17 protein-coding genes and 1 riboswitch are annotated in these 15,571 nt (G+C 70.5%); of the genes, 9 read left to right on the top strand and 8 right to left on the bottom strand.

Translation table 11 applies throughout. The features are described 5' to 3' along the window. Positions 1-209: 209 nt before the first annotated feature. Entirely contained in the window at positions 210-1,205 is a 996-nt protein-coding gene (locus ACFVJQ_RS02215; protein WP_385509456.1) for a 2-hydroxyacid dehydrogenase, read from the top strand. On the opposite strand, the gene ACFVJQ_RS02210 is transcribed toward ACFVJQ_RS02215, so the two are convergent. Both ACFVJQ_RS02210 and ACFVJQ_RS02205 read right to left on the bottom strand, forming a co-directional pair. Next, positions 1,157-3,037: an anthranilate synthase family protein gene (locus ACFVJQ_RS02210; RefSeq protein ID WP_385780273.1), complete on the bottom strand. Its 1,881-nt coding sequence runs from the start codon at positions 3,035-3,037 to the stop codon at positions 1,157-1,159. The genes ACFVJQ_RS02215 and ACFVJQ_RS02210 overlap by 49 nt on opposite strands. A 103-nt stretch (positions 3,038-3,140) precedes the next feature. Continuing rightward, positions 3,141-3,197: a trp operon leader peptide gene (locus tag ACFVJQ_RS02205; RefSeq protein WP_129797546.1), complete on the bottom strand. Its 57-nt coding sequence runs from the start codon at positions 3,195-3,197 to the stop codon at positions 3,141-3,143. A gap of 96 nt (positions 3,198-3,293) precedes the next feature. On the opposite strand from ACFVJQ_RS02205, the gene ACFVJQ_RS02200 reads away from it, so the two are divergent. Beyond that, a complete protein-coding gene (locus ACFVJQ_RS02200) occupies positions 3,294-4,646 on the top strand; it encodes a class II 3-deoxy-7-phosphoheptulonate synthase (RefSeq protein ID WP_385509397.1) in 1,353 nt (450 codons plus the stop codon). A gap of 174 nt (positions 4,647-4,820) precedes the next feature. Continuing rightward, positions 4,821-5,045, top strand: a complete 225-nt coding sequence (locus tag ACFVJQ_RS02195) for a bacterioferritin-associated ferredoxin (RefSeq protein ID WP_385780270.1) — start codon at positions 4,821-4,823, stop codon at positions 5,043-5,045. On the opposite strand, the gene bfr is transcribed toward ACFVJQ_RS02195, so the two are convergent. Beyond that, positions 5,042-5,542 (bottom strand): bacterioferritin, encoded by a 501-nt coding sequence (gene bfr / locus ACFVJQ_RS02190; protein WP_385509395.1) that lies wholly within the window; start codon positions 5,540-5,542, stop codon positions 5,042-5,044. The two genes, ACFVJQ_RS02195 and bfr, sit on opposite strands and share 4 nt — an antisense overlap. 174 nt (positions 5,543-5,716) lie before the next feature. On the opposite strand from bfr, the gene ACFVJQ_RS02185 reads away from it, so the two are divergent. Continuing rightward, the gene (locus tag ACFVJQ_RS02185) at positions 5,717-6,349 is read left to right on the top strand and encodes a sulfite oxidase-like oxidoreductase (protein ID WP_385509394.1); all 633 of its coding nucleotides are present in this window, start codon (positions 5,717-5,719) and stop codon (positions 6,347-6,349) included. 9 nt (positions 6,350-6,358) lie between these two features. Here ACFVJQ_RS02185 and ACFVJQ_RS02180 read toward each other — a convergent pair whose 3' ends face one another. From ACFVJQ_RS02180 to thiO, 5 genes are all read right to left on the bottom strand, one after another. Further along, complete coding sequence (locus ACFVJQ_RS02180; RefSeq protein ID WP_385780266.1) at positions 6,359-7,234, bottom strand: deoxyribonuclease IV; 876 nt, start codon at positions 7,232-7,234, stop codon at positions 6,359-6,361. A gap of 34 nt (positions 7,235-7,268) precedes the next feature. Continuing rightward, positions 7,269-9,191, bottom strand: a complete 1,923-nt coding sequence (gene pknB / locus ACFVJQ_RS02175; protein ID WP_385509391.1) for a Stk1 family PASTA domain-containing Ser/Thr kinase — start codon at positions 9,189-9,191, stop codon at positions 7,269-7,271. A gap of 92 nt (positions 9,192-9,283) precedes the next feature. After that, positions 9,284-10,078, bottom strand: coding sequence for a thiazole synthase (locus tag ACFVJQ_RS02170; protein ID WP_385509390.1), 795 nt, complete (start codon positions 10,076-10,078; stop codon positions 9,284-9,286). A 3-nt stretch (positions 10,079-10,081) separates the two neighbouring features. Next, positions 10,082-10,282, bottom strand: coding sequence for a sulfur carrier protein ThiS (gene thiS / locus ACFVJQ_RS02165; protein ID WP_385258713.1), 201 nt, complete (start codon positions 10,280-10,282; stop codon positions 10,082-10,084). Between the two features lie 20 nt (positions 10,283-10,302). Continuing rightward, positions 10,303-11,469: a glycine oxidase ThiO gene (gene thiO, locus ACFVJQ_RS02160; RefSeq protein WP_385509389.1), complete on the bottom strand. Its 1,167-nt coding sequence runs from the start codon at positions 11,467-11,469 to the stop codon at positions 10,303-10,305. Beyond that, positions 11,466-11,578: riboswitch (TPP riboswitch) on the bottom strand. Its footprint overlaps the gene before it by 4 nt. 52 nt (positions 11,579-11,630) lie before the next feature. Between thiO and ACFVJQ_RS02155 the strand changes: the two genes are divergently transcribed. The 5 genes from ACFVJQ_RS02155 to metF all read left to right on the top strand — a co-directional run bounded on the left by ACFVJQ_RS02155 (position 11,631) and on the right by metF (position 15,524). Beyond that, positions 11,631-11,984: a hypothetical protein gene (locus tag ACFVJQ_RS02155; protein ID WP_385509388.1), complete on the top strand. Its 354-nt coding sequence runs from the start codon at positions 11,631-11,633 to the stop codon at positions 11,982-11,984. 28 nt (positions 11,985-12,012) lie between these two features. Beyond that, the gene (locus ACFVJQ_RS02150; RefSeq protein WP_385780261.1) at positions 12,013-13,263 is read left to right on the top strand and encodes an NAD(P)/FAD-dependent oxidoreductase; all 1,251 of its coding nucleotides are present in this window, start codon (positions 12,013-12,015) and stop codon (positions 13,261-13,263) included. Positions 13,264-13,370: 107 nt separating this feature from the next. Then, entirely contained in the window at positions 13,371-13,736 is a 366-nt protein-coding gene (locus ACFVJQ_RS02145) for an Rv2175c family DNA-binding protein (protein ID WP_224739044.1), read from the top strand. 100 nt (positions 13,737-13,836) lie between these two features. Then, positions 13,837-14,493, top strand: coding sequence for a thiamine phosphate synthase (gene thiE / locus ACFVJQ_RS02140; RefSeq protein WP_385509386.1), 657 nt, complete (start codon positions 13,837-13,839; stop codon positions 14,491-14,493). Between the two features lie 107 nt (positions 14,494-14,600). Beyond that, positions 14,601-15,524, top strand: coding sequence for a methylenetetrahydrofolate reductase [NAD(P)H] (gene metF, locus ACFVJQ_RS02135; RefSeq protein ID WP_224735917.1), 924 nt, complete (start codon positions 14,601-14,603; stop codon positions 15,522-15,524). Positions 15,525-15,571 lie beyond the last annotated feature (47 nt).

Below are 15,571 nucleotides of genomic sequence, written 5' to 3'. Positions count from 1 at the left end.
ACGTGCGCTCACCGCGCTGGTCCGGGCGGCGGCCAGGGCGGGCCGGGGTACGGATGCGGAGTCGCCCGAGCACGCTGTGGTCGTCCTCGCCGCCACTCAGGCGGTCCCCGCCGGCGCCGGTGAGCGAACCACCCCCCGAGCACGCCCACCCACAGCCCCGTATATTCGCCCGTACGGCAACAATTCCGGTGAACCCCGGGAGGGCACCCGTGGAGATCCTGGCCTTCGGCGTACAAGCCGACGAAAAGCCCCTGATCGAGCAGGCCTTCCAGGCCCACCACGAGGTCCGCTGTCTGGACGTCTTCCTCAACGAGGACACCGCCCCCATCGCGGCCGGCCACGAGGTGATCTCCACCAGCGTCAACGCCGACCTCGGCCCGCGCGTCCTGGAAGCCCTCGCCGCAGCCGGAACCCGCATGATCGCCCAGCGTTCCACCGGCTTCAACAACATCGACCTCACCGTCGCCGAACGCCTCGGCATGACGGTCGCCCGTGTCTCGTACTACTCCCCGTACGCGGTCGCCGAGTTCGCCTGGACCCTCGCCATGGCGGTCAACCGCCGTATCGTCCGCGCCTCCACCCGCACCCGCGACTTCGACTTCCGTCTCGACGGCCTGATGGGCCGCGACATGCACGGCCGCACCGCGGGTGTCCTCGGCACCGGCAAGATCGGCGAGGCGTTCGCCCGGATCGCGCACGGCTTCGGCATGCGGCTGCTCGGCTGGGACATCGCCGAGAACCCCGCGTGCATGCAGCTCGGCATGCGGTACGTCCCCAAGGAACAACTGCTCGCCGAGTCCGACCTGGTCACCCTGCACGTCCCCCTCATGTCGGAGACCCAGCACCTCATCGACGCGGACGCCCTGAAGACGATGAAGAACGACGCGATCCTGGTGAACTCCAGCCGCGGCGGCCTCATCGACACCGCCGCCCTCGTGCACGAACTGCGCGCAGGCCGCTTCACGGGTGTCGGCCTCGACGTGTACGAGGCGGAGGCGGGCCTGTTCTTCCTCGACAAGTCCCTGGAGGCCATCGAGGACGACACCCTGGCCCGCCTCGTCACCTTCCCGAACGTCCTGGTGACCTCCCACCAGGCGTACTACACGCAGGAGGCGGTCGGCCAGATCGTCGAGACGACGGTGCGCAACGTCCTCGACTACACGGCGGGCCGCCGCTCCGAGAACGTGCTGGTGCCGCGCAGCTGACCGACCAGCTCCGCCACGACCGCGGCGCCGTTCAGCGTCAGCACCGACTCCGGGTGGAACTGCACCCCGGCAAAGGAGGGCCCGCGCAGCGCGTGCACCTCGCCGGTCGCGCTCCGGCTGAGCTCGACGCCGTGCGCGGCCAGCTCCCCGGCCGCCTCGTCGTCGCAGCGGGCCACGAAGCTGTTGTAGAAGCCGACGGTCTCGGCCCGCCCGAACAGGTCGATCGTCGTCTGCGCCCCCTGGTACGGCACGTCCTTCCGTACGATCTCCAGGCCCAGCTCGGCCGCGATCAGCTCGTGCCCGAGGCACACACCGAGCACACCATGCCGGTGTTCCCGGATCACCTCGGCGGTGAGGTCCCGGAGAAAGCGCATCTTGGGATCGGTCAGGTCGGACGGGTCACCGGGCCCGGGGCCGAGCACGAGCGGCCCCTCGTGCGCGAGCACGGCATCCCGCAGCCCCGGCTCGTCGTACCGCCGCACGGTGACCGTGAGCCCCGACGACCGCAGCACATGCGCGAGCATGGCCGTGAAGGTGTCCTCGCCGTCGACGACCAGCGCGTGACCCGCGAGGGCGTCCGACCTCTTCTGCATCCGCAGCCAGAAGGGCGCGAGTGCGGCCCGCCGCCCGTCCAGCGCCGCCCGCACCCGAGGGTCGTCGGCCAGCCGGGGCCGCGCCCGCTCCTCGCGCGGCCTGGACGGCCGTACCCCCAGAGCCGCCAGCACGCCTGCCGCCTTCGCGTGCGTCTCCGCGACCTCGCCCGCCGGGTCCGAGCCCCGTACCAGCGTCGCGCCGACCGGCACCCGCAGCCGCCCGTCCGTGTCGATGTCGGCGGTGCGGATGAGGATGGGGGAGTCGAGGGTCTGGGCACCGCCGGAGTCGCGCCCGATCAGCGCCAGCGCACCGGCGTAGTAACCCCGCCCGCCGATCTCGTGCCGCTCGATGACCCGGCAGGCGTTCTGCACGGGTGAGCCGGTCACGGTCGCCGCGAACATGGTCTCCTTCAGCACCTCCCGCACATCCAGCGACGACCGCCCGCGCAGCTCGTACTCGGTGTGCGCGAGGTGCGCCATCTCCTTCAGCCGAGGCCCGACGACGACCCCGCCCATGTCGCCGACGGTGCACATCATCTTCAACTCCTCGTCGACGACCATCGACAGCTCCTCGATCTCCTTGCCGTCGGCGAGGAAGCCGAGCAGGTGCTCGGGCGTCGGCCCTTCGGCGGGATAGCGGTACGTCCCGCTGATCGGGTTCATCACGACCGTGCCACCCGACATGCGTACGTGCACCTCGGGGCTGGCACCGACCAGCGTCCGGTCCCCGGTGTGCACGACGAACGTCCAGTACGCGCCCCGCTCGCCCTCGAGGAGCCGCCGGAAGAGAGCGAGGGCATCGGCCCTGCCGAATCCCGGGATCCGGCCCCCGTACGTCCGCCGGATCACGAAGTTCGCGCCCTCTCCCCGCCCGATCTCCTCCCGCAGCACCCGCCCGACGATCTCCGCGTACTCCTCGTCACCGACGTCGAACCCGCCGCCCTCGACCCGCACCTCGTGCGCCGGGAGCCGGGTCAGGGCCTCGGCGAGCGGGATCTCGTACCTCTCCTCCGGCATCAGCGCCACCAGCGGCGTGCCGTCGTCGCGGACGTCGAAGCCGCGCTCGCGGATCTGGCGGAAGGGCACCAGGGCCAGGCCCTCGTCGGGGAGGTCGGCGAGCCGGTCGTACGTCCTGACCGGGCCGAGCAGCAGCTCCACCACCTCGTGGTCGTGGCCGGGAGCGCGGCGGCGGAGCAGGGCGAAGGGGCGGGGATCGTCGAGCAGTTCGAGCAGGTTCACGGGAGCTCCTTCTCTGAGGGTCTCTGAGAGAGGAGCGGCCCGGTCGCGAAAACACCGAAGGCCGCCCCTCGGGCGGCCTTCGCGAAGTCTTGCGTACGCGCAGTCAGTGGGCCGCCGGAGAAGCGGTCCACCACCAGGTCTGGTGCGAGTGCGCGAACATGAGCCGAACCCTACCCCATGTCCGCAGACCGTTACCGGCGTCTCATTTGCTGGGCACGGGGCCGGAAGCCGGACATCACCCCGTAATGTTGACGTCGTGACCGTGAACGCTAAGACCAGCGCCGGCGCTGGCAACACCTGGCGAAACCTGCCCGCGGCGCAGCAGCCCGAGTACCCCGACGCCGAGGCTCTGCGCGCAGTGATCGCGGACCTCGAGTCGTATCCGCCGCTCGTCTTCGCGGGCGAGTGCGACCAGCTGCGCGCCCGGATGGCGGCCGTCGCCAAGGGAGAGGCGTTCCTCCTCCAGGGCGGCGACTGTGCCGAGGCCTTCGACGCGGTGTCCGCGGACCAGATCCGCAACAAGCTCAAGACCCTGCTCCAGATGGGCGCGGTGTTGACGTACGCCGGGTCCGTGCCCGTCGTGAAGGTGGGCCGGATCGCCGGCCAGTACTCCAAGCCGCGCTCCAAGCCGACCGAGACCCGTGACGGCGTGACGCTGCCGTCCTACCGCGGCGACTCCGTCAACGGCTTCGACTTCACGGAGGCGGCCCGCGTCCCGGACCCCGAGCGCCTGAAGCGGATGTACAACGCCTCCGCCTCCACGCTCAACCTGGTGCGCGCCTTCACCACCGGCGGCTACGCCGACCTGCGCCAGGTGCACGCCTGGAACCAGGACTTCGTGAAGTCGTCCCCGTCCGGGCAGCGCTACGAGCAGCTGGCGCGCGAGATCGACCAGGCGCTGAACTTCATGCACGCCTGCGGGGCCGACCCGGAGGAGTTCAAGACCGTCGAGTTCTACTCCTCGCACGAGGCACTGCTGCTCGACTACGAGTCCGCCCTGACCAGGGTCGACTCGCGCACCGGGCAGCTGTACGACGTCTCCGGGCACATGGTGTGGATCGGTGAGCGCACCCGTCAGCTGGACGGCGCGCACATCGAGTTCGCGTCGAAGATCCGCAACCCGATCGGCGTCAAGCTCGGCCCGACGACGACGGCCGAGGAGGCGCTGCAGTACATCGAGCGCCTCGACCCGGAGCGTGAGCCGGGCCGGCTGACCTTCATCGTCCGCATGGGCGCCGACAAGGTCCGCGACAAGCTGCCCGAGCTGGTCGAGAAGGTCACCGCCTCGGGCGCGACCGTGGCCTGGGTGACCGACCCGATGCACGGCAACACCTTCGAGGCGGCCTCCGGTCACAAGACCCGCCGCTTCGACGACGTGCTCGACGAGGTCAAGGGCTTCTTCGAGGTCCACAAGGCGCTGGGCACCCACCCGGGCGGCATCCACGTGGAGCTGACCGGCGACGACGTCACCGAGTGCGTGGGCGGCGGCGACGAGATCTTCGTCGACGATCTGCACCAGCGCTACGAGACGGCCTGCGACCCGCGGCTGAACCGCAGCCAGTCGCTGGACCTGGCGTTCCTCGTCGCGGAGATGTACCGGGACCAGTAGCGGTCGACCCGTTACGGACAGTGTGGTGGGGCGCGGATCACATACGATCCGCGCCCCCTCCCACTTTTACGGCACCCCCGCGACGGGTAAGGTTAGGTTTGCCTCACCGATCAAGCGGGCCCGTGCTCCATCGGTTACGGCACGACCCTTTGATCCCGGCGGGAGGTGGACCGCGTGTTCGTCTGCAGTTGCTTCGGCATCACCGAGCAGCAGGTCAAGCAGCACGCGGAGAACGGCGCCTGCACCCCACGCCAGATAGCGTCGGCCTGCAAGGCGGGCACCGACTGCGGCTCATGCGTACGCCGGATCCAGGCGCTCCTCGGCAGGGGCGCGTGCCCGCGCCGGGAGCTGGCCGACCAGGGCAAGCCGGTGCTCGAAGAGCTCGAGGAAGCCGCTTAGCCTTCGCTCGGGTTCGGTCCGGATTCGGATGGATCGATCAGCTGCGCGATGTAGAGCGCCTCACCGAGCTTCTCCACCAGATCCAGCTGGGTGTCGAGATAGTCGATGTGGTGTTCCTCGTCCGCGAGGATCGACTCGAAGAGGTTCGCGGACGTGATGTCGCCCTTGTTGCGCATCACCTCGATACCGCGCTTGAGCCGGTCCATCGCCTCCACCTCGACCTGCCGGTCCGCCTCGAACATCTCCTTGACGGTCTGCCCCACCCGTACGTGGAACAGCCGCTGGTAGTTCGGCAGCCCCTCGAGGAAGATGATCCGGTCGGTGAGCATCTCGGCGTGCTTCATCTCGTCGAACGACTCGCTCCGGGTGTACTTCGCGAGCTTGTACCAGCCGTAGTTCTCCTGCATCTTCGCGTGCAGGAAGTACTGGTTGATCGCGGTCAGCTCGCCGGTGAGCTGCTCGTTGAGAAACTCGATGACCTCGGGGTCGCCCTGCATGGCAGCGGCTCCTTCCGCGTGGGGAATGGGAGGTTGCCGCCGCATGATTGCACCGGGTGTCGAAGATCGTCCAGTAAGTGAGGACTTAGTAAGTAAGTCCATGCTTAGTGCGAGTTGCCCGATTCTGGACCGGCCTGGTCAAGTGCACTGCGTCGGGTCTGTCAGGATGGAGCCATGGGTCATCCGGTGGAGCGCGAATCTGGAGAAGCAGCACAGTGCGAGCTTCCGCCGGGGCAGCGAGTGCAGCGTGGCTGGCCGGTCACGCACTATGGGCCGGTGCCCAAGTTCCGGCCCGAGCGCTGGGAATTCAGGGTCTTCGGCGCCACCGCCGACGGTGAGAAGCACTGCTGGAACCACGACGAGTTCACGGCCCTGCCCTACACCACCGTAGTGGCCGATCTGCACTGCGTCACGAAGTTCAGCATGCTCGGCGCGGAGTGGGGCGGAATCCCCGCGCGAACCATCCTGGAGATCGCCCCGCCCGCCCCGAATGTCACCCATGTGATGGTGTGGGCGGAGTACGGCTTCAGCTCCAATCTGCGCCTGTCGGACTTCGCGTCCGAGCGCACGATTTTCGCCACCCACAAGGACGGCGAACTGCTGACCGCGGAGCACGGTTTCCCGCTGCGGCTCATCGTCCCGCACCTGTACGCCTGGAAGGGCCCCAAGTGGGTCCGCGGCGTGGAGTACATGACCGCCGACCGCCGCGGCTTCTGGGAGGAGCGCGGCTACCACAACATCGGCGACCCCTGGAAGGAACAGCGCTACTCCTACCAGGAGGAGCCCGGGGACGGCCCCGAGCTGTGACCTTCGGCGTCAGCCGTCGTCCCTGAGCCTCTTCAGCCGGGCCACGTCCGCCGCGTGCCCTTCCTTGCCGCCGGGTGTCTCGATGATCAGCGGTACGCCCTCGGTTGCGGGGTGGGTCATCAGCGCCCGGAACGGGTCCTCGCCGATATGTCCGGCGCCAATGTTCTCGTGCCGGTCCTTGTGCGCGCCCACCACGTCCTTGGAGTCGTTGGCATGGATCAGTTTCAGCCGGCCCTCGCCGACCGTGTCCACCAGCAGGTCCAACGTGTGGTGCATGCCGCTCGGGCCGGTCAGGTCGTGTCCGGCGGCGAAGACATGGCAGGTGTCGAGACAGACCCCCAGCTTCGGATGGGCGTCCAGGGCCTCGAAGTACGGCCCGAAGTCCCAGGTGCGCGAACACAGGGAGGCGCCCTGTCCCGCCGTGGACTCCAGCAGCAGATACGGATCGTCGTCATGGGTGAGCTCGTCCAGCAGCGGAAGCATGTACTCCCGTACCTGCTTCAGGGCCACCGAGCGGTCCCGGCCACCGGTCGCGCTCCCGGTGTGCACGACCACGCCCAGTGCGCCGATCTCCCGTCCGCGCCGCAGCGAGTGCCGCAGCGACTCCACCGACTTCTCCACGGTGGCCTCGGTGTGCGAGCCGAAGTTGATCAGGTACGGCGCATGCACATACGCCGGTATCGACTCCGCCGCGCACGTCGCCCGGAACGCCTCGTCCTGCGCCGGGTTCCCGACGGGCGTGGCCCAGCCGCGCGGGTTGGCGACGAAGACCTGCACGGTCTCGGCCTTGAGATCGTGGGCGTACGTCAGGCCTGCGGAGTGCAGGCCGCCGGCGACGGGGACATGACCGCCGACGGGATTGCGGGAGGGGTGTTGACTCTTCACGCGTTCAGGGTGTCATGTCCCCGCGCGTGCTCCGTCAGCCGATCTCGATGGTGATCGTCGACCCCTTGGGAGCCGTGTCGCCGCCCTCCACCGACTGGCCCTTCACCTCGTCGCCGAACAGCCCGAGCAGACCGCGGTCCTCGTCGACCTGGAAGCCGGCGTCCTCCAGCTGCTGCCTGGCCTCGTCGACGCTGTCACCGACCACGTCCGGAACCTCGACCATCTCCGGGCCCTTGGACAGCGTCAGCGTCACCGTGTCGCCCTCGGCGGCCTGGCTGTCGGCCTGCGGCGACTGCCGGGCGACCTGGCCCGCGTCGTACTCCGAGTTGACCCGCTGGGACGCGATGCGCACCTTGAGGCCGGCCTCCTGGAGCTCGCTCCGGGCGTCCTCCAGGTCGCGGCCGGTAACGTCCGGGACGTCCACCGGGCTGCCCTTGCTGACGGTGAGCGCGATCGCCGTGCCCGCGCGGGTCTCCGTGCCCGTCTGCGGGTCCGAGCCGATCACGAACCCCTTGGGGACGTCGTCGCTGAACTCCCGGGTCACCATGCCCGGCTCCAGCCCGCTGTCCTTCAGCAGATCGCGTGCCTTGTCCAGCCGGTAGCCCGCCAGATCGGGGACCTTCACCGTCTGCGGGCCGTCGGAGATGGTGAGTGCGACGGAGTCGTTGTGCCGGATCCGGGCGCCCGGCGCCGGGTCGGTGCTGATGACCGTGCCGCGCTTCACGGTGTCGCTGTAGGCGTGCTCGATCTGCCCGACCTCCAGCCCGGCGTCCGCGAGCCGGTCCCTGGCCTCGGCCTCGGTCTTCGCCAGTAGCGGCGGGACCTTGGTGAACTGGCCGGAGTTGATGTACCAGACGCCCGTGCCGACGCCGAGCACCAGCAGGACGGCGGCGATGATCGTGAACAGTGTGCGCCGGGGCGGGGCCGAGCGCCGCGGAGCCGGAGCCGGCGGGGCCTGGAGCCGGCTGGTCCGGTTGAGCGGGGGCTCGTCGTCCTCGTTGACGGGCAGCTGCCGCAGCGCGGTCAGCGCGCGCGGGATCACGCTCGTACGGTCGTCGGCGTTGTCGTGTTCCGCGGTGAGCGCCTGCGGCGGCATCGCGTCGAGCTGGTCCGCGCCGAGCGCGCCGCGCGCCTCGCGGACCTGGGCGAGCAGCGCCACCGCGTCGTGCGGGCGGACGTCCGGGGTGCGCGATGTCGCCGAGGCGACCAGCTCGTCCAGCTCGTACGCCAGGCCCGGCACGGCGGCCGAGGGCGGCGGGACATCCTCGTGGATGTGCTTGTAGAGCACCTGGGCGGGGGAGTCCCCGGAGTGCGGCTTGGCGCCGGTCAGCATCTCGTACAGCACGACACCGCACGCGTACACGTCGACACGGGGGTCGGCGCTGCCCTGCTCGATCTGCTCCGGCGCGAGGTAGGACACCGTGCCGAGGACGGACCCGGTGGTGCTGGTGACCGTGTCCACCGCCCGGACCAGCCCGAAGTCGGCGACCTTGACCCGGCCGTCGTCCCCTATCAGGACGTTCTCCGGCTTCATGTCGCGGTGCACGAACCCGGCGCGGTGCGCGGCGCCGAGCGCGGCGAGGACCGGTTCCAGGATGTCCAGCGCGGCCCGCGGCTGCAGTGCCCCGCGCTCGCGCAGCACATCACGCAGGGTGCAGCCGGAGACGTACTCCATGGCCAGATAGACGTACGACCCGTCGGCGCCCTGGTCGAACACCTGGACGACGTTGGGGTGGGCGAGCCGGGCGACCGACTTGGCCTCGCGGATGAACCGCTCGACGAACGTGCCGTCCGTCGCGAGCGTCGGATGCATCACCTTGAGCGCGAGGACCCGGTCCAGGCGGGTGTCCACGGCCCGGTAGACCGTGGCCATCCCGCCGACCGCGATCCTCGCGTCGACGCGATAACGGCCGTCGAGCAACTGCCCGACCAGAGGGTCCTGAAGGGTCGTGTCCACGCAGGCGAGTGTACGAGCCGCCACCGACACGCCGCCCCGTTCAGCCCTGTTGAGGGCCCACTTGAAGCGCACCTGTGACGCAACCCACGAACCTAGAACGCGGGCCGCTCAGGATCCAGCGCAGCGAGTCCCTCCACAGGAGAAGACGCCTCCGCGAAGTGCCGCCGAGGGATCCGCCCCGCCCGGAACGCCAGCCGTCCCGCCTCCACCGCGTGCCGCATGGCGTCAGCCATCAGCACCGGTTCCTGCGCCCGTGTCACGGCCGAGGCGAGCATCACACCCGCGCACCCCAGCTCCATCGCGAACGCCGCGTCCGACGCCGTACCGGCCCCCGCATCCAGAATCACCGGCACACGCGCGTGCTCCACGATCAACTGGAAGTTGTGCGGATTGCGAATCCCGAGCCCCGACCCGATCGGCGATCCCAGCGGCATGATCGCGGCACACCCCACGTCCTGAAGCTTCCGCGCCAGCACGGGATCGTCGTTCGTGTACGGCAGCACCGTGAACCCGTCGTCCACCAGCGTCTCCGCCGCCTCCAGCAGCTCGATCGGATCCGGCAGCAGCGTCCGCTCGTCGGCGATGACCTCCAGCTTGACCAGCTCCGTCCCGAGCGCCTCCCGCGCCAGCCGGGCCGTGAGCACGGCCTCACCCGCCGTGAAACACCCCGCGGTGTTCGGCAGCACCCGGATCCCCAGCCGGTCCAGGACCGACAGCACGGACCCGTGCACATCGGGATTCACCCGCCGCATGGCCACCGTGGTCAGCTCCGTTCCGGAAGCCACCAGCGCCCGCTCCAGCACGTCGAGGCTGGGCGCACCCCCGGTGCCCATGATCAGCCGGGACGTGAAGGTCGTACCACCCAGGACAAAGGGATCGTCGGCCATGGGTCAGCCTCCTTGGACGGCGGTGAGGACTTCGACACGGTCCCCCTCGGAGAGGGGCGTGGTCGGCCACTGCGCGCGCGGGACGACGGTTTCGTTGAGGGCGGCGGCCACTCCGGAGGGGGCTGCCGTGAGGGTCTTCACCAGGACGTCGAGAGCCGTGCCGGGCTCGACCTCGCGCGGCTCGCCGTTGACGGAGATGGTCATGCGGGCTGCTCCGTGCATGTTCATGCGGGCTGCTCCGTGAGTACTGCGCTGAAGCGTTTCGGGGTGAAGGGGCGTGCCACGTCCGGGAGTTCACCGGTCGTGAGCACATGCGCCATGACGTCGCCGGTGACGGGAGTCAGCAGGACACCGTTGCGGTAGTGCCCGGTGGCCAGCAGCAGTCCGTCCAGCCCGGTCGGTCCGAGCAGGGGCGCGTTGTCGGGCGAGCCGGGGCGCAGTCCGGCCCGCGTCTCGGTCAGCGGCAGCTCGGTGATGCCGGGCACCAGCTCGTGCGCGTCGCGCAGCAGCTGGTACACGCCACCGGCCGTGACCGTCGTGTCCCAGCCGAGCTCCTCACTGGTTGCCCCGACGACCAGCTCGCCGCTCTCGCGCGGCACCAGATAGACATGGCTGCCGCGGACGACCGCGCGCACGGTCCGGCTCAGGAACGGCGCGTACTGCTGGGGCACGGTCAGCCGCAGCACCTGCCCCTTCACAGGCCGTACGGGGGGCAGGACGGCGTCCGGGACGCCCGCGAGCCGCCCGCTGAGGCTGCCCGCGGCCAGGACCACCTGCCCGGCGGCCAGCTCGGTGCCCGCGCGCGTGACGGCCCCTGCGGCCCGGTCCCGTACGACCACGAGCCGCTGCGCCCACTCCCGGTGGAAGACCACGCCCGTCCGCTCGCACGCGGCCACCAGCGCCCCCGTGAGCCGCCGTGGGTCGATCTGGTGGTCGCCGTCGACCCGCAGCCCGCCGCGCACACCCGGCGCGAGCATCGGCTCCAGGCGTCGGCAGTCCCGTCCGGACAGCCACTCCGAGTCCAGGCCCGACTGCCGTTGCAGGGCGTGCAGTTCCCGCAGATGGGCGCGGTCGTCGGCGTCCAGGGCGACGGCGAGCGTGCCGCACTGGCGGTAGCCGAGGTCGTGGCCGGTGAGGTCGGTGAGCTCGGCCGCGAAGTCCGGATAGCGGCGGGCCGAGGCCAGGTTCAGGCCGAGCAGGGTCTGCTCGCCGTAGTGCAGTTCCGTGACGGCGGCCAGCATCCCCGCCGCCACCTGGGCGGCCCCGCCGCCGGGTTCGGGGTCCACGACGGCGGTCGCGAAGCCGCGTTGCGCGGCCCGCCAGGCCGTGACCAGACCGATGATGCCGCCCCCGATGACGAGGACGTCTGACGTACGTGTGGATGACGACACGGGCGCTGCGCCCCTCCCTTCGCCGGCATGACCCGGATCAGGTTCGTACGGTCGGAGGCCGCCAGCCTCCCTCTCAGCCCGGTGCGTCCGGGCTCCCGCGAGTGCTCTACGTTGGCCACCCTAGCCTCTCGTTCCGCGCCTCTGTAAGGGAGCCTCTTGTCATGCCCTGCTCGCTCGACGGCCTCGTCCTCGCCCCCGTAGCCGACCAGGCACCGGGTCAGGTGGGTACCCGCACCCGGTTCACGTACCACGAGCGGGACGGCCGGATCTGGGCCGAGTACGCGGGCGGCGACATCGTGCGCGGGTACCTGGTGGGGACCCGGGAGGGCGACCGGCTCGACTTCCGGTACGTGCAGCTCAAGCAGGACGGGACGACGTCCTCGGGGCACTGCGAGTCCAAGGTCGTCGAGCTGCCCGACGGGCGGGTGCGGCTGGAGGAGACCTGGGAGTGGGAGTCGCAGCAGGGCAACGGGACGAGCGTTGTGGAGCAGGTCACCGAACCCACCGCTGACTGACAGAAAGTCAGTTGACTATGGTGATCAGGTGAGCGAGCAGACGCAGGAGACGGGGCTGTCGCAGCCGCGGCGCGTGGTCGTGGTCGGTGCGGGCATGGCCGGTGTGCAGACCGCGGTCGCCCTGCGGGAACAGGGCTTCACGGGCACCGTGACGCTGATCGGCGCCGAGCCCCACCAGCCGTACGATCGTCCGCCGCTGTCCAAGGCCGTTCTGCTCGGCACGGCGGAGGGCTCCGCCTTCGACGTCGACTTCGAGGCGCTCGACATCGAGCTGCACCTCGGGCGCGAGGTCCTCGGCGTCCGCCCCGACGAGCACGAGCTCGACACGGCCGCCGGGCCGGTGCCGTACGACGTCCTGGTCCTCGCGACCGGTGCCGAACCGATCACGCTGCCGGGCGCGGAGGGCGTCCCCGGTGTGCATCTGCTGCGCACCCTGGACGACGCCGAGCGGCTGCGGCCCGTGCTCGCCCGCCAGCACGACATCGTCGTCGTCGGTGCGGGCTGGATCGGCGCGGAGTTCGCCACGGCCGCGCGCGAGGCGGGCTGCGCCGTGACGGTCGTGGAGGCCGCGGACCGCCCGCTCGCCGGGGCGCTGCCCGCCGAGGTGGCCGCGCCGATGGCGGACTGGTACGCGGACAGCGGTGCCGTACTGCGCACGCACGCGCGCGTGGCGCGGGTCGAGCCCGGCGCGGTCGTGCTCGACGACGGTTCGCGGCTGCCCGCCGGTGCGGTCGTGGTCGGTATCGGCGCCCGGCCCACCACCGCCTGGCTCACCGGCGCCGGCATCGAACTCGGCGCATACGGCGAGGTCGTGGCCGACCAGCACCTGCGCACCTCCGCGCCGGACGTCTACGCGGTGGGAGACTGCGCCTCCTTCCCTTCGGGAAGGTATGGCGAGCGCCTTCTGGTCCACCACTGGGACAACGCCCTGCAGGGCCCTCGTACGGTGGCCGCGAACATCATCGGCGAGGCGACCGGCGAGGCCCCGGTGGTCTACGACCCGGTGCCGTACTTCTGGTCCGAGCAGTTCGGCCGCTTCGTCCAGTACGCCGGCCACCACACGTCCGCCGACCGCACCGTATGGCGCGGCGACCCGTCCGGCCCCGCCTGGACGGTCTGCTGGCTGCGCGAGAACCGGCTCGTCGCCCTGCTGGCGGTGGGCCGCCCGAGGGATCTGGCCCAGGGACGACGGCTGATCGAGGCCGGCACACCGATGAACCCGGAACTGCTGGCGGACCCGGCGCGGCCGCTGAAAGCGGCGGTGGCGCAGCCGTCGTAGGCACCGCCCGGACGGCCCCTTGCTCCCGGTCCGTCCCAGTGGTCCGTCGCCCCAGGTCGGACCGGTCTGGCTTCCGACTGTCAGTGGGGGATGGCAGGCTAGTTTCCGTGACCGAGATTGACACAAAGATCGACGCTCTCGTCCCCGCCTGGCTCACCCTTCCCGACATCGCCGAAAAGCTCGGTGTCGAGGTGACGCGCGTGCGACAGCTGGTCAAGGAGGGCCAGCTCATCGCCGTACGCCGCGGCGAGAACCGCGCGCTGCACGTCCCCGCCGCCTTCATCGACGGGGACAAGGTCGTCAAGGGCCTCTCCGGGACCCTGACGCTCCTGCGGGACGACGGCTTCACGGTCGAAGAGATGCTGGAGTGGCTGTTCACCCCCGACCCGACCCTGCCCGGCACCCCCGCACAGGCGCTGAGCGAGAATCGTGGCACGGAGGTGAAGCGCCGCGCCCAGGCGCTCGCCGTCTGATCCGAAAACCGTCCGGCGTACGGGCCGCGGCGCGCGCAGGCCACGGCCGCTGTCCAGCACGCTCACCCGCAGCCCGTACGCCGCCCACAACGGGGGACACATGACCGACACCGCCGCCACCGCCCGCGCCAGGCTCGCCGACGCCCGGGTGTACCTGTGCACGGACGCGCGCAAGCGCCAGGGTGATCTGCCGGAGTTCCTGGACGCGGTCCTGGCGGGCGGGGTCGACATCGTGCAGCTGCGCGACAAGGGCATGGAGGCGGCCGAGGAACTGGAGCACCTGAAGGTGTTCGCCGAGGCCTGCGCGCGGCACGGCAGGCTCCTCGCGGTCAACGACCGCGCGGATGTCGCGCACGCCGCCGGCTCGGACGTACTCCACCTCGGCCAAGGCGATCTCCCCGTCCCCGCCGCCCGGGCGATCCTCGGCGACGACATCCTCATAGGCCGCTCCACGCACGCGGAGTCCGAGGCCGCCGCGGCCGCCGTCCAGGACGGCGTGGACTACTTCTGCACCGGCCCCTGCTGGCCCACCCCCACCAAGCCCGGCCGCCACGCCCCCGGCCTCGACCTGGTGCGGTACACGGCGGGGCTCGGCACCGACCGCCCCTGGTTCGCCATCGGCGGCATCGACCTCGGCAACCTCGACCAGGTGCTCGACGCGGGCGCCCGCCGGGTCGTGGTCGTACGGGCCATCACGGAGGCGGACGACCCTGGTGCGGCCGCGGCGGAGTTCGCCAAGCGGCTGCGGCAGGCGTGACACGCACGTTTGTCCAAGGTGTCCAAGGGATGGACAACAAGCCGACAAATCGGGCAAATTTACGGCATCCGGTTGGGGGACCGCCGCCCCCTGGCTAACCTGCCCGTATGGCCCTCGGAACCGCATCCACCAGGACTGATCGCGCACGTACCGTGCGCGACATGCTCGCCACCGGCAAGACGACGTACTCGTTCGAGTTCTACGCGCCGAAGACCGCCAAGGGTGAGCGCAGCCTGTGGAACGCTCTCCGCAGGGTCGAGGCGGTGGCCCCCGACTTCGTCTCCGTGACGTACGGTGCCGGCGGTTCAACGCGCGCGAGCACGGTCAAGGAGACCGAGCAGATCGTCGCCGACACCACCCTCACCCCGGTCGCCCACCTCACCGCGGTCGACCACTCCATCACCGAACTGCGCAACGTCATCGGCCAGTTCGCCGACGCCGGCATCCGCAACATGCTCGCCCTGCGCGGCGACCCGCCCGGCGACCCGATGGGCGAGTGGGTGCCGCATCCCAAGGGCCTCACCTACGCCGCCGAACTTGTCCGGCTCATCAAGGAGTCGGGCGACTTCTGCGTCGGCGTCGCGGCCTTCCCGGAGATGCACCCGCGCTCCAGCGACTGGGACACGGACGTCACGCACTTCGTCGACAAGTGCCGCGCCGGCGCCGACTACGCGATCACCCAGATGTTCTTCCAGCCGGAGTCTTATCTCCGGCTGCGCGACCGGGTCGCGGCGGCCGGCTGTGAGACCCCGGTCATCCCTGAGGTCATGCCCGTGACCAGCGTCCGGATGCTGGAACGACTGCCGCAGCTCAGTAATGCTCACCTTCCGTCCACCTTGAAAGAGCGAATCCTCACAGCAAAAGACAATCCGGCCGCTGTACGCTCCATGGGGATCGAGTTCGCCACGGAGTTCTGCGCGCGGCTGCTGGCCGAGGGAGTGCCCGGACTGCACTTCATCACGCTCAACAACTCCACGGCGACGCTGGAAATCTACGAGAATCTGGGCCTGCACCACCCACCGCGGGCCTAGACCGGTCGCACGCTCATACGACACACTGCGTAGCGGCCACTGGGAGA

It is taken from the genome of Streptomyces sp. NPDC127197 (assembly GCF_042672405.1).
Lineage (GTDB): Bacteria > Actinomycetota > Actinomycetes > Streptomycetales > Streptomycetaceae > Streptomyces > Streptomyces flavusporus.
This window is presented reverse-complemented; position numbering and strand designations above follow the sequence as displayed.